Source organism: Rhodococcus sp. MPR-R1B, assembly GCF_058793255.1.
Map to the genome: position 1 here is coordinate 48,052 of NZ_JBXAFO010000007.1, position 13,935 is coordinate 61,986.

Below are 13,935 nucleotides of genomic sequence, written 5' to 3' on the forward strand. Positions count from 1 at the left end.
CGATCCGCGTCATCCCCACAGCGGGACGGGCGGAATGGTGGTGTCCAGAACTGCCTTTCGCACCAGAGCCCAGAAATCACGAACCTTCGCCTTGACGGGTTCGCTCTCCGGACCGAGGACTTTGAAGATGAGACCGGCGTCGTTCGGTAGCCGACTCGCTCCGGAAACGACCTTGCCGTCACGGCCCGGAACTACCTCTTCGAGAATCGCGTCGGCGTGCTCCTTCGGTGTCAGCAGGATGACATTGCCGAACACGTCGTGGTCGCCCATGATTCCGCCGTATCGCACGGGGAAGCGTGCCGGTTCGATCACCAATTTCTCGGTGAAGAGGTTCTTCCCGTCCGGACGCTCCGCCTTGATCATTGTGGAGTACAGGTCGTAGACGAACATCTCTCCGCCGTCGTGGTACTTGCGACCCGACATCACGATCTCCGAGAACAACAGCGTTGCAGTCGGATCCACCGTGATGTCGGTGCGCGCGTAGTACCTCGCGTTGCGGTGTGGGATCGTCACCCCGGGCATCAGTTCGAGATACGAATTCTCCGCGAGCACCACTTTCTGGAGTTGCGACGCGTGATTGGCATCCATCCGGTGAACCTTGGTGGCCGACTGAGTGGTCACGTGCGCGAGGGAACCCGGTTCCATCTCGATGGTCAGGAACAGTCGATCGCCTTGCAGCACACTGCCGGACGTCGAGATCATGTAGACGCACGGCATGGTCGGCAACGCTTCGTCCCAGTACAGCGCCTGCTGAACCAGCAGCGGTGTCTTGCGGTACATGTCCCGCAGAATCGTCTTGTCGCCACGGTCGACAAATCGCATCTCGAGAACGCCGGTCTTCCCGACCTTGCCGGCCGGGGCCTGCTTCGGCTGGTCCTGGTACTGGTCGAGTTCCGGGATGGTCGGGATCGGCCCCGGGAGCGACCGCGATGCTCCCGGGACGGACGTTGCGCTCACGGTGCGCTCGCTCCCACTTCCTCTTCGTCGAAGAGGACTCCGTGCACGATGAGGTCCACCACTTCCTTGATGCCTTCCCCGGTCATGCAATTGGTGAAGACGAACGGCTTGTCGCCGCGCATCCCCTTGGAGTCGCGATCCATGACTCCGAGATCGGCGTTGACGTACGGTGCGAGATCGGTCTTGTTGATGACCAGGATGTCGGACTGCGAGATTCCCGGACCGTTCTTGCGCGGAATCTTGTCGCCTGCGGCCACATCGATGACATAGATGAAGAAGTCGACGAGAGCCGGACTGAACGTCAGTGTGAGGTTGTCGCCGCCACTTTCGATGAACACCACGTCGGTGTCGGGGAACGTCTTCTCCATGTCCTCGACCGCCGCGAGATTCATACTCGGGTCTTCGCGGACGGCGGTGTGGGGGCAGGCTCCCGTCTCTACGCCGACGATACGTTCCTCCACGAGAACACCTTTGAGAGCCTTGCGCACATGCTTGGCATCTTCGGTGGTGACCACGTCGTTGGTGATGATCAGAACGCTGGTGCCCCGCTTGATGAACTCCGGTGTGATCGCCTCGATGAGCGCGGTCTTACCCGAACCCACGGGTCCGCCGATTCCGATGCGCGTTGTCTTCTTCATTGTTCTCCTTCTAGTTCATGAACATTCGGACGTGCGCCTTGACGTGCACCGCAGCCAGAATGTCGATCATCGGGGCGAAATTGGACATGTCGTCGAGTCCGTAGTCACGCACTGCGGCGTACTCATGGCCGGCAGTCTGATTGACCTCGAACAGAATCTCTTGCGTCGCGAGGTGATCGACTCGGACGATACGAAGGGCAGCGCCGAGCAACGTCATCGCGACACCGTACTGATTGACCGTGAAAGCGTCCTCTTCCGGAGAACCCATCTCCGCGAAAGCAATTCCGAGGCCGACGGGGTAGGTACCCGGTGTCTCCCCCGATGCGATCGCGGCCAACCACTTGTTGAACAGGGTCTCACCGGCCAAGCGCCCGCCGAGTTCGGCCAACTTCTTACCCATGCGGGTACTCATCGTGCGTGCTTCTTCGTTGAGTTTGCGTTCGATCACTGCATGATCAGCGGCGAGGATCGCCGAGAAATCACCGGCTGCCGCACCCCGGTGCGCCGCGAGTACGGCGATACCGTCGCACGTCGCGCCCTGATGGGCGGCCGAGAGCACAAACTCCCGCAGCGACGGACCACCCGTGACAATTCCCTGCGCCACGGCCGATTCCAAACCGTTGGAGAACGAGAAGGAACCGACCGGGAACATGGAATCGGAAAACTGCATCATCCGCATCGCGCGGTTGATGCTGAGCCCGGATCCCTCAGACGAGAGGGTCATGGGTATGCCCCTCGCCCTCACGCGCGGCCGCACCGAACAAACGGCGTGCCTCGTGTGGAGCGATGTAGGGAATGACCTCGGCGCCCGGGATGAAGGTGTACTCGATGCCCTCGAAAGCATGTGTCCGCATCACCGAGCCCATGACCGCCTTGTCGACGGTCAACGGAACGTAGACCTTCATTCCCTTCACCACCGCAGGCCAGTGCTGGTTACCCACGGCATGTCCCAACTCCAGGCACGTCTGAATCATCTTCTCGGGCGTGACGTCGACCAGCGCGCTCAGGTCGATCTCCAAAACGTCCTTGAGGTTGATCCTGGCCACGACCACGGTGTTCGCCGGCTCGTCCCACAGCAGAATGTCGCCGTCCTGCAACTGAATACCCCGATCGAGCGAGACGGCCAATTCACGGCCACCGATCGTGGTGCGTCGTAACCGACTCTTCTGCGCTTCCCACTGATCGAGCGACAAGACGTCGACTACCGCATTGTCGAGTCGACCGGCCCACTCCTCGTCGGTCTCCTTCCCGAGCAGCGCGTCGACTCGCGTCGGCTTTCCGCTCGGCGCGGTCATCTCGCCGTGCGTGTGTGGCGTCGCATCGGCGCCGTGCGTGTGTGTGATTGTTCCCGACACTGGAGACCCCTAACTGAAGAAGTAAAGTTGGTTCAAGCGAATGGATTCGGCAGGTTCGACGTATGCGTGGACGCCGTCCGCAGTCACCGCGAAGGTCTCCGGGTCCACCTTGATTTCCGGAGTGGCCGAGTTGCGAACCAGATCACGCTTGGTGACTGTTCTGGTCCCCTCGACAGCAACAACTTGACGTTCGAGACCGAGCCGATCCTTGATACCGTCGTCGAGTGCCGCTCGCGAGACGAACGAGACCGAACTCTGCGGCAACGCCTTGCCGAATCCACCGAACATCGGCCGGTAGATCACCGGTTGTGGTGTCGGGAGCGACGCATTCGGATCTCCCATGGCGTGCCAGCTGATCAGACCGTTCTTGATGATCGTCTTCGGCTTCGCGCCGAAGAATGCGGGCTCCCAGAGAACAAGATCCGCCATCTTCCCGACACCGATCGACCCGACCACATGCGAAAGACCGAACGTCAACGCTGGATTGATCGTGACCTTCGCGACGTAGCGCAACACGCGGAAGTTGTCGTGTGTCGGTGAATCCTCTGGCAGCTTTCCGCGGGACCGCTTCATGCAGTCCGCTGTTTGGATCGCGCGAAGCCAGTTTTCTCCGACGCGGCCCATCGCCTGCGAGTCACTCGAGAACATCGAGATGACGCCCATGTCCTGCAGTACGTTCTCGGCACCGATCGTCTCCGCGCGAACGCGAGACTCGGCAAACGAAACATCCGAGGGCACTTTGGGATTGAGGTTGTGACAGACCATGATCATGTCGAAGAGCTCGGCCTGAGTGTTGATGCCGTACGGCAACGTCGGATTGGTCGACGCCGGAAGTACGTTGTCCTCGCCCGTCACCCGCAGAATGTCGGGTGCGTGACCACCACCCGCACCCTCGCTGTGATAGGTGTGAATGGTACGGCCTTCGAAGGCCGCGATGGTGTCCTCGACGTATCCGGCCTCATTGAGGGTATCCGTGTGAATGGCGACCTGAACGTCCATTTCGTCTGCCACCCGAAGAGACTCACGAATTGTGGCCGGTGTCGCGCCCCAGTCCTCGTGGACCTTCAGACCGGCCGCACCGGCCTTGATCTGTTCGACCAGCGACTGATGCCCGGACGAGTTCCCCTTGCCCAACATGCAGACGTTGACCGGCAAACCCTCGTTGGCCTTGAGCATCATCTCCATGTTCCAGATACCGGAAGTGATGGTGGTGCCGTTGGTTCCGTCGGTCGGGCCGATGCCGCCACCGATCAGCGTCGTCACTCCCCCACTGAGCGCGTGGTACGCCTGCTGTGGTGACACGAGGTGCACGTGCGGATCGATGCCGGCTGCAGTGAGGATCATCTGCTCACCGGAAATCGCGTCGGTCGCCGGACCGGTGGTCAGCCCCGGGGTGACGCCTTCCATCGTGCTGGAGTTTCCCGCCTTGCCCCAGCCGACGATCTTGCCGTCTTTGATTCCCACGTCTGCCTTGACGACGCCGATGGTTGCATCGACGATGACCACGTTGGTGATCACGAGGTCGAGGGCACCGTCGATGCTGCACGACTCCGGATCCTGGCCCATGCCGTCGCGCAGCGTCTTGCCGCCGCCGTAGATCGACTCGTCGCCGATCGTTCGAAGATCTTCCTCGACCTCGATGTACAGGTCGGTGTTGCCGAGCCTGATCTGGTCACCCGTGGTGACCCCGAACAGACCTGAATACTCTTGTCTCGAAATGCTTGTCATGGGTGTTGCTCTCCTTCGTCCGCCGTGAACGAGAATCAGTCGGTTTGAGGTTCGGACAGGAAGCCGAGTTCTTCGGCACGCTGGACGGCTCCGGGGAGCCTCGGCCGGTAGGCGGCGTGGGTCGGCGCCCAACCGTCGACAAGTCCGTTGAAGCCTTGCACTCGTTGCTTGCCGCCGAACGGCACCAACGTCACTTCCTTCTCGTCGCCCGGCTCGAACCTGACCGCCGTGCCCGCGGGAATGTCGAGGCGCCAGCCGAAGGACTGTTCACGATCGAAGGACAACGCTCGATTGACTTCCATGAAGTGGTAGTGCGAACCCACCTGGATGGGACGGTCACCGGTGTTTCGGACTCGCAACTTCAAACGTGGACGGCCCTCGTTGAGTTCGATCGGCTCGTCCCGCAACACGTATCCGCCGACCGGTACTTTCTTCTCGCCGCCGGAATCCTTCTTCGTCGATTTGCTTGCCATCTTGGAGTGCTCCTGACATCTCGGTCGGGCTACTGGATCGGAGAGTGCACGGTGACGAGCCGGCTACCGTCGAGGAACACCGCCTCGACCTGCACACGCGGAATCATCTCCGCGACACCGTCCATCACGTCGTCGACCGTCAAGGCGTGCGATGCGTCGGCCATGACCTCCTCGAGCGTCTTGCCCTCCCGAGCTCCCTCCAGGGCGGCTGCAGTGATGACTGCGACGGACTCCGGGTGATTGAGTTTGAGCCCCTTTGCCTTTCGCCTCAGTGCGACATCCGCCAATATGAGGATTGTCAGCTTGTCGAGTTCTCGCGGTGTCAGATGCATTCTGAACGCTCCTTGTCGATCATGCGGTAACTCCCTGTCGTCGAATACATGTCAGCTCCCCTGTTCCGTCGCTTCGGTGAGAGGTTCGGCCGCTTGCTGGACGAAACCGCTCCTCCTGCCGCCCGAGTACTCGTTGATCGCGTCCAGAACCGCCTGGGCATGTTCCGAGGCGACCAGCACCTCGACACGCAACCGCTCGGTGAACACGACGTCGTTGCGTTGTCCGCGGAACTTGAGCGAGGCCGAGTCACTCGCGGAGACATGCGCTTCCGATACGACTATCGACTCCGCTCCGGCGGCCAGCAGCGCCTCCCGTAGCTTCTCGGACTCGATGGTCTGCAATACCGCGGTGATGAGTTCGTGCTTCGGGGCGCCGAGGTTCGGAACAAGTTTTGCCCCCTCGACCAGGACCCCCGAGTCGAACCCGCTGGTCTGCGGCGCACCACCCGCGTCCACGAATGCGGCGTTGTAGCGGTATGCGTCCATGCCTTGCTGACGACGGTCGATGTCCACCTGGTCTTTCGGGGCCAGCTTGAGACCGATGGTCTTCTCGATGCCCGTGGCGATCAGCCAGGTCACCACGAACGAGAAAGCGATGACGACGATCAACGCCAGCGCCTGCTCGCCGAGTAGTCCTGCCCCGCCGCCGAAGAAGAGTCCGTCGCGGCCGATCGAATTGATGGCTTTTTCGCCGAACAAACCGAGAAGGAGTGAACCGAGGATGCCGCCGATGAAGTGGACCGCGATGACGTCGAGCGCGTCGTCGAACTTGAAGATCGACTTGAGCGCGAGCGCGAAGTGGCAGACCAGTCCGGCAAGCGCGCCGATCGCCAACGCGGAGAAGGTGCTGACGAAGCCGGCGCAAGGGGTGACGGTCGCGAGACCGGCTACCGCGCCGGTGATTCCGCCGATCGCCGTGGCCTTGCCCTCGGTGTACCTTTCGATGACGAGCCAGACGACCATACCGCCCGCTGCGGCGATGTGAGTGTTCATCAAGGCTTGTGCCGCAACACCATCGGCGGCCAATCCGTCGCCTGCGTTGAATCCGAACCAGCCGAACCACAGGATGCCTGCGCCGATCAACGCCAGAGGCACCGAGTGCGGGACTGCCTCGGCGTTGGGCCATCCCGGACGTTTACCGACCACCAGCAAGATTGCCAGGGCGGCGGCGCCGGCGGATGCGTGGACGACAATTCCGCCGGCCCAGTCCTGAGCTCCGCGGAGCGCCAACCAGCCTTCGGGATTGAAGAGCCAGTGCGCAATCGGGGGGTAGACGATGATCGACCACAGCACGAGCAGAACGGCCCAGCCCAAGGGCTTGAGCCGGTTTGCGGTCGCACCGGTGATCAGCGCGGGCGTGATGATCGCGAACATCATCTGATAGACCACGAACGCCAGAGTCGGTACCGCGACTGCACCTTCGATCAGGTGGAAGCCCGGGGCGGCGGCTGTGTGTATGTCCTGCAAGCCGAACAATTTGAGGTCACCGAGGAAGCCGGAACCCCAGTCTCCACTGAACGCGAAGCTGTATCCGAACACGACCCAGGTAATCGAGACGAGTCCGAGTGGGACGAGGTTCTGCTGCAACATGACGAGCGCACTGCTACCACGCACCAGACCGGCGTAGAAGAAGGCGAGTCCGGGAACCATGAAGAGAACCAGACCCGCGGAGATCAGCACCCACGCCGTGTCCCCACTGTCTATCACTGCTTCGGCTAACACCATTTCCATCGACATCGACGACCTCCGAGCATTATTCGGACCTGAACAAAGTCATTGGTTAGAGCAGCAATTCGCGATGTTCCGGTTCGCTGCGACAGTTACGCTACGCCCCATAGTTGCACCTTCTCAGCAAAATCGGGGGAACATCCGGTTTTCACGTTTAGTAGAGCATTGTTCTGGGAAAAATTGGGACTTTGCCTAAACATTGCGGACGCTCCACAACCTGCAATTGCGAGACTAAATCTCGCCGAAAGTGGTTTAAGTCCTGCAAAATGGGGAACGTAGCCGCAGGTGAGCGCCACTTTCGGAGCAGAAATGCCGTTTCCAGCTCGGGACTTAGCTCCCTAACCAAGACAATCGCGAGCACCTTATGCGATTACCAACGTCGGTGACCCGCCTATCCAATCGGGTAGGTAATTTCACCGAACATCTTCTCACCTGTTCAGATGATTAACCTTCACCGCACTGAGGGCAATCCTGTCGTTAATATGTTCTTAATCCGTACTGGATATTTCGACTGGAAGATCAAAGATCACCTTTCGATAACCTTTGAAGGTGAAATGACTTTCGCTGTAACTCTTTTGTTATGCAGAACCCTAGAGGGGAGGATTGATCCCACCAGGCGAGCACTCGGATGCCGGACAAAGTCAGCCACTTCGACGGCTCCCCCGCCTTTGTGTCGACCTCGAACCACACCCGCCCCGGTTGGCGACCGGCCTGGAGCCACGTCCCATCCGAGGCTCGAGCGGCCCGGATCATCTCGATCGCGTCCGCCATTCGCGGATCAGGCTCATTTCCATCCGACAACGACGCTTCGCGGAAGTAGTCGGCTGCGTTGAGCACGTTGTAACGCCACCGGAACGGGTACGCGAACCGGCCGATCCAGTCCCCCACCGGTTCCCCGGTCGAGAGTCTCCGGAACAGACCGCGCTGCAGCAAGAATTCCTCACCGGATCGTCGAGCCGCGCGCGTCTCAATTGTTCCCCCGGTCGCGATCTCGTACGCGAGAAGCCCTTTGAGTGAATTGAGGGTCGAATGGAACGACGATCGGGTCGAACCTTCGATCCACTCGCAGTTCCAACCACCATCCGGAAGTTGATGCCGCACAAACCAATCAGCCAGTTCATCAACGCGCATGTCGAGCCACACACCGTTTGCCACCGTCCAGGCGTTGATGCAGCAATCGACCTCACCGTCCCAGTACGGCCGGCCCTCGTACTCCCAGCGACAGTTCTCCGCGAGCAGTTCTGCGGTACGACGCTCCCGCAGAACACTGGCGTCGAGGCCCCACTCCCGCAATGAGTTGAGCGTCCAGGTTGTTGCCGTCCAGGGTTGCGAACTTTGTTCTGCTGCTTCGGGTCCCGCAAAGTCGAATTCAGCCGGGAAGAACGCCCCACCCGCCCATTGGCCGTCTCGGTCCTGCAATGAAAGCAGGCGTGCACCAAATCCTTCGGTGGCGATCGACGCGCGCGTCGCCGCCCACACAGTGGGCGCTTCGTTCACCAGGTCGCGCTCCACCTGCCACCGAATCGCTGGATCCGAATCGAGGAGCCACGCGAGCAAGTCGATTCGGGATGCCATCTGGCAATACTATCGAAAGGCGAAGCAGGCCATCCGGTTAACACATTTCTCGCCGTCTGATGCAATGGTGAATTCCAGACCCGTTGCGGGGCCTACACCGGGTAACCCAACGCCGCCCGCACCGCCACGATGTCGGCGGCAGCGACCTCCATTGGCTTGTCCCCCAACCGAACCAACGTGCCAATGGGCAGTTCCTCCACCACCGCAGATTGGGGGAGTTTGCTGCGATCGAACGTAACTCCTGAATGGAAGTATGTTTCCCATCCCACCTCCACCTCACCTTTCGACCGATTCTGAAGGTGCCGGTAGTCGCCGATGCTCCACCGAGCCCGATCCGGATCCCAATGCTTGACGATCACTCTCACGATCACGTCTCCGATATCCGGGTCGAGCAACCGCCGGGTACTGTCGGTGAGCTGCTTCTCCGTCGGCAACGACACCCGGACACTGTTGGGAGCACTGGTTTCCAGCCCGCCGACCCAGGCACCGACCCGGCGCGCGGTCCCGTCCTCGGGCGACAAGTCGATGTCGTAACCCGGTCCCGGGGTGTCCGAATACCCCATCTCCTTCGAGCGGGAATACTCGAAGATTCGCACCAACCCGTCCACACTGAGATCTGCTGGCACCTTGTCGAACTCGGCAGTCGAGACCCACGGCAACGCCAACCCCGGGTCGACCGCTTCCAGATCATCGAGGAAAGCCCGCATCGTCTGCGCCACCTCCTGACTCGACTGCACCCGCGTGCCCCAATATCCGGCTACCGTCGGCCGCCGCCCGAACATGCTCATCGCCCCGTCCTTTCCAATCCGACCTGATCTCCATAGCCCGACACTGCGCGCACTGCCACGATGTCGGCGGCATGGACGTGCATAGGCTTGTCTCCCAACCGGATCAACGTGTCAGTGGGTAGTTCCTCGATCACGGCGGCTTGGGGGAGCGCGCTGCGCTCAAGGCATGCCATCACATAGTTTCACCACGGCAAAGCATATGTAGGGCAAGTTGGTTCAGCCGAGCCATTCGGAGATGGTGGCGTTGTCGATGCCGCCACCGAAAGAGTGGAACACCAACAACGCTTGCCCCGACATCACCAGGCGGCCGTCCTCGGTGAGGCCGATATCGAGCATCCCCGCTTGCCCATGCACCTGACACCACACGAAGTCGGGAACCCGCAACAACCCCGACGCCGGGTCCGTATCGAGGTCCGCCGGATGAAGGGACACTTCACCGAAGACGTTGTCCTCGAACGCTTCCGCGGTCTCACGGTCCACCAACACCAGCGGGCCGGCACCGATCAGTCCGTCGGTAGGTTGCCGGGTCAACACGAAGTGCGCCCTCTCCACGGTCGGCGGCGAGGTTGCGGTATCGACAACTGTGCGATCCCCGACAAACCCTGGCTGTTCCGGGACGACGACCCAGTGGTCCATTGATTTCTCCTCTTGAAGTGTTGTGGTCGAAGTAAATTCGAGATTCTTGTACTCACATGGCTAGCCGTTGCCCAGGTCTTCGAGAACGTCGGCGAACACCGCCGGTAGCGCGCAGTGCTCACGTACCGTGGCACGTCGATGCTCGTCGAGCCACCGCAGTGTCCTCTCTCGATCACCGGCAGCAGCGACCTCACGAAACTGTTCCCAGAACATGACAAGTGGACCTGCCGGGTCGGCAGCCCGGCCGCGGAAGTATTCAATCGCGTTGTCGATAACCTCGAGCGGTGAACCGGTGTCAGTGATCACACGCAGCCCCGCCAAGATTGTCCAGCGTGCTGGACCCGACTGATTGCGCTCAAGGTACTGCTTCTCACGGAGTGGGGTGAGTGCCTCCACCGATCGTGCGTCGAACAGCTCGGATGCTGGCCCCTCAGCCCACCAGATCACTAGCTCGGCAGCGGAGACGGTATCAAAGATATCAATCTGGCGGCCACGGTAGTCGTGTCCGCTATGCCTGCTGTCGTAGTGGTCCTGCCACTCAGTGAGTGTTCCGGGATCGAGGGGTTCGATGAGTGGTAGGTGAGTAATCGTCAGTTTCTCACGGTTGGGAATCGGATCGATCCCGACGGTGTCGAAAAACCATCGCACCGGAGTGTGCAGCAGCTTGGCTCGCAACCCGCTCCCGATGATCGTCCAGTTCGGCCCGAGCTTCTTAACCGCCGCTCCCAACACCTTCTCCCACGCAGCGCCTCTCCCCTTTTTCGGAGTCAGGTCTGCGATCGCATCTATCGCCATCTCCCGCAACTGATCCCGGTCCATTCCCAGGGACTCCAGGACCTCAGTGACCGATTTCGGCGACTTAGGCTTGTCATCGCTCATGTGCATGCTTGCCATAAAGGACCATTCGTATTATTTGGTAGACGAAAAGGAGCGACTGTGCGCACCGCCAGCGGTTCTCCGACGCGGCGCGCGATCCATCCGATTCCACTCCCTCACGCCTACTTCCCTCGGCTACGAGTCCTCAGTACGGAAAATCACATCGGCAAACGCAGAATCCCGAAGCCCGTATGCATCCTCTACAGAACGACGTCGTTCTTCGTCCAGCCACTGCAATGTCGCTAGTCGGTCTCTGTTTTCCGCGACCGCGCGAAATTCTCGCCAGAAACTTTGGACGTGGCCACCGACGTCACGGCGAGCCAACTCCCAGAGGACGCTGTCGATGACCTCGATTGGCGAACCGGTGTCAGCTATCACCCGCAGTCCAGCCGAAATCATCCAATCCCGGCGTGGCTTTTCCTCGCGGTCGGCATAAGCCTGCTCGGCTGCAGCGACCAAGTCAGGAAGCGGCGGTGCAGCAAAGAACTTGGTGGACGGACCAAGCGCCCACCAGCGCACGATCTCCGCAGCACCGCGGGTATCGAAGATGTCCATCTGAATATTCGGTGGTGCAGAATCTGTGGGACCAGGTTGATATGAACTCTGTCGAAAGGTGATAGTGCCCGGCGTGAATTCTCTCATCAGGGGCGCATGACTGAAGGTCAGCTCTTCCCGATTCGGTTTGGGATCCAACCCAATGGAATTGAACCACCATCGCACTGGTAGATGGATCAACTCCGCCTGGGTGCCAGAGCGTGCCACAACCCACTCTGGGCCAAGGTTGCTCGCCGCAGCCTTCAACACCCGCTCCCATGCGGAACCGCGCCCCTTCCTCGGGGTCGCCATGGCCAAGCCATCGATTCCCTCGAGGATGGAAGCCAACTTCGCTCTCCGGTGTATCAAACGATCGAGCGCTGCCAGTGGCTTTCTCCAGGTAAATCACGATAACGCAGCAAGAAGTCGGAAATGTTCCGCCCCACGATAGGCCAGTCCTCACGTCCGTCGAGAGTTGAAGCTAACAGAACATTGAAGTCGTTTTTTCTTGTGTCGAATACAATGAAATCTGGCTCGACCACCATTGTGCCGATTATTATGTCACTCTTCAAGAAGCGCCCATCCTCGTCATCCCAGAATTCCAGCTCGCGTTCCGTAACTTCTCGAGCTTTGGGCGGAGAAAGGAGTGTTATTCCGTCCTTTCCTAAGCCCCTATCGTGGTGAAGTCTGCATTCTCTCGCGCTTCTCCATAAATCGAAGAGATCTCTCGGCAGGGTATCTAGGTTCCAATACTGAGACACCTCTTCAGCCTCTGCCGGCGGGTCGTATGTGTTGTAGACGTCGAATGATCGGCCTGGATGCGTCGGGACTAGGACCCGCTGGATGTCGGGATAGGACTCCAGCGCATCAGTTATAGATATCGGCATAAAATTCCCACCATCGAGTGAAGAGTGCATGTATAGAATTGGGCAGGGGAACTAGATTCCAGAAGTCATTCGTGCCTCCGTACTTCCGGGGAAGTATGTGGTGCACCTCCCATCCTGCCCAGGGGTCCGCTCCGGGGGCGGCCGGCTCCGGAACAGGAAAACCTCTTTCCTCCCATTCGGCCAAGAATATTTGACGTGCACTCGAGGACCAGGTTACTCGGTCCGCTGGTGGGACGCTGGGCATTCCGTATGGGAACGGTCGGATCGTCTCGAACGTCCTGGGGTCAAGAATAGCTGGATATACTTGACCCCAAGTATTTGCAGGTGGCCATGGAAAGTCTGGCATGTCAACATGTTCGGTCGGTCCCGGACTGTCACTTGTATCGCCAGACGGGAAGTCGGTGCCCAAAGGCCACGTACTGTCGAGAGGTTGCTCCACAGTTGGGCTGGTGCCTGGCGTCCGATCGCCTTCACTTCCGGGCGGACCAACAAACGTGGCCCCCGGCTGGATTGGCTCGTGCTCGTTTTGTGGCGGTGTAACTACGCTGGTCGACGGCCGCTCGGTCGGGTCCTCGATGGCGCCAGGGCTGGGAATGGTGCTCGGATCGGTGGCGAAGGGGTCGAATTCCGGTGGGCCGGGTTGCTGTGGAGCGCCGGGAGCATCCGGATTCACCGGCACCTGACCGACATCGGGCAGAGTCGGCACACTCGGTTCCTCGACGTGACCTGGCGAGGGAACATTCGGGGTAGAAATCCCTGGTGTCAGGTTCGGCCCTGGATCACCAATCTCCCCCGGCGTGGATGGTTCCCGCTCGCCACGATCGGGATCGCCGGGAAAAGTGGGTTGCGAGGGTTCCGGAATCGTGGGATCCGGGCGTGCAGGTTCATTCACGGACGGAACAGAGGGTTGGTCATGCTCGGCAGGTGCAACGGTGCCGTCGATGACGGGTATGCCGCGCGGTGGCACTCCACCCGGCCGGGGAACACTCTGCGCCGGAACAGACGGTGCGCTGGTCGGGGGCCGGGTCGGTGTTGTCCGGTTCGAGACGATCAGGTCTTCGGCCCGGACTGCGCCAGCAATCAGACGCCCCCCACGCAATGGTGGGAGAACGAAGCTCATGATCTCGCCGGTGTAAGGCTGATCGAAAGCAACGCCCGGGTCCAGATAATGCGGGTCGCCGATCAGAACGGGTTCGCCGGTGCTCCAGTCGTACAGGTACAGAGTGGAGGTGTAGTTGTCGAAAACCCGATGCGGGCGACCCTGCTCGTCGTAGGTGACCTGCAGGTCGTGCTCTTCTCCCTGGGCGTCGGTGTACGTCCAGCTCCACACGTTCGGCACTTTCGAGGCTGTGCCAGACCAGCTGGTTCCGTTTTCGTCCGTGAAGGAGGTGTCAGTGACGACAGGTTCGGTGGTGTAGTCCTGCCCGC

Annotated in this window: 15 protein-coding genes and 1 pseudogene; all 16 read right to left on the reverse strand. The window is 60.4% G+C overall.

What is annotated here, in order from left to right; genetic code table 11:
* Positions 1-9 precede the first annotated feature (9 nt).
* Complete coding sequence (locus tag AC1Q61_RS12050; protein ID WP_007731712.1) at positions 10-957, reverse strand: urease accessory protein UreD; 948 nt, start codon at positions 955-957, stop codon at positions 10-12.
* A complete protein-coding gene (ureG, locus tag AC1Q61_RS12055; protein ID WP_007731713.1) occupies positions 954-1,595 on the reverse strand; it encodes an urease accessory protein UreG in 642 nt (213 codons plus the stop codon). Before ureG ends, AC1Q61_RS12050 begins: the two co-directional genes overlap by 4 nt.
* Before the next feature lie 10 nt (positions 1,596-1,605).
* Positions 1,606-2,319, reverse strand: a complete 714-nt coding sequence (locus tag AC1Q61_RS12060; RefSeq protein WP_042921156.1) for an urease accessory protein UreF — start codon at positions 2,317-2,319, stop codon at positions 1,606-1,608.
* Complete coding sequence (locus AC1Q61_RS12065) at positions 2,303-2,950, reverse strand: urease accessory protein UreE (RefSeq protein ID WP_007731715.1); 648 nt, start codon at positions 2,948-2,950, stop codon at positions 2,303-2,305. Before AC1Q61_RS12065 ends, AC1Q61_RS12060 begins: the two co-directional genes overlap by 17 nt.
* Before the next feature lie 9 nt (positions 2,951-2,959).
* On the reverse strand, positions 2,960-4,678 hold the full coding sequence (locus AC1Q61_RS12070) for an urease subunit alpha (protein WP_003943847.1): 1,719 nt from the start codon (positions 4,676-4,678) through the stop codon (positions 2,960-2,962).
* A 35-nt stretch (positions 4,679-4,713) separates the two neighbouring features.
* Positions 4,714-5,151: an urease subunit beta gene (locus AC1Q61_RS12075; RefSeq protein ID WP_003943812.1), complete on the reverse strand. Its 438-nt coding sequence runs from the start codon at positions 5,149-5,151 to the stop codon at positions 4,714-4,716.
* A 29-nt stretch (positions 5,152-5,180) separates the two neighbouring features.
* Positions 5,181-5,483, reverse strand: a complete 303-nt coding sequence (locus AC1Q61_RS12080) for an urease subunit gamma (RefSeq protein ID WP_042921157.1) — start codon at positions 5,481-5,483, stop codon at positions 5,181-5,183.
* A 51-nt stretch (positions 5,484-5,534) separates the two neighbouring features.
* Positions 5,535-7,220, reverse strand: a complete 1,686-nt coding sequence (amt, locus tag AC1Q61_RS12085; protein WP_007731720.1) for an ammonium transporter — start codon at positions 7,218-7,220, stop codon at positions 5,535-5,537.
* 510 nt (positions 7,221-7,730) lie between these two features.
* Positions 7,731-8,786, reverse strand: a complete 1,056-nt coding sequence (locus AC1Q61_RS12090; protein WP_229757070.1) for a prenyltransferase/squalene oxidase repeat-containing protein — start codon at positions 8,784-8,786, stop codon at positions 7,731-7,733.
* 92 nt (positions 8,787-8,878) lie between these two features.
* On the reverse strand, positions 8,879-9,574 hold the full coding sequence (locus AC1Q61_RS12095) for an Imm52 family immunity protein (protein ID WP_230359418.1): 696 nt from the start codon (positions 9,572-9,574) through the stop codon (positions 8,879-8,881).
* A complete protein-coding gene (locus AC1Q61_RS12100) occupies positions 9,571-9,747 on the reverse strand; it encodes a hypothetical protein (protein ID WP_155277918.1) in 177 nt (58 codons plus the stop codon). The genes AC1Q61_RS12095 and AC1Q61_RS12100 overlap by 4 nt, the downstream gene beginning before the upstream one ends.
* 43 nt (positions 9,748-9,790) lie before the next feature.
* Complete coding sequence (locus AC1Q61_RS12105; protein ID WP_030535789.1) at positions 9,791-10,210, reverse strand: hypothetical protein; 420 nt, start codon at positions 10,208-10,210, stop codon at positions 9,791-9,793.
* A gap of 60 nt (positions 10,211-10,270) precedes the next feature.
* On the reverse strand, positions 10,271-11,089 hold the full coding sequence (locus AC1Q61_RS12110; protein WP_128637877.1) for a hypothetical protein: 819 nt from the start codon (positions 11,087-11,089) through the stop codon (positions 10,271-10,273).
* A 132-nt stretch (positions 11,090-11,221) separates the two neighbouring features.
* Positions 11,222-11,968 carry a hypothetical protein gene (locus AC1Q61_RS12115; RefSeq protein WP_141695763.1) on the reverse strand — a complete coding sequence of 249 codons (747 nt, stop codon included), beginning with the start codon at positions 11,966-11,968 and terminating at the stop codon, positions 11,222-11,224.
* 17 nt (positions 11,969-11,985) lie between these two features.
* Positions 11,986-12,507 carry a hypothetical protein gene (locus AC1Q61_RS12120; RefSeq protein ID WP_020968153.1) on the reverse strand — a complete coding sequence of 174 codons (522 nt, stop codon included), beginning with the start codon at positions 12,505-12,507 and terminating at the stop codon, positions 11,986-11,988.
* Positions 12,488-13,935, reverse strand: a pseudogene (locus AC1Q61_RS12125) (hypothetical protein); the annotation flags it as partial. The gene AC1Q61_RS12120 and the pseudogene AC1Q61_RS12125, both read right to left, overlap by 20 nt.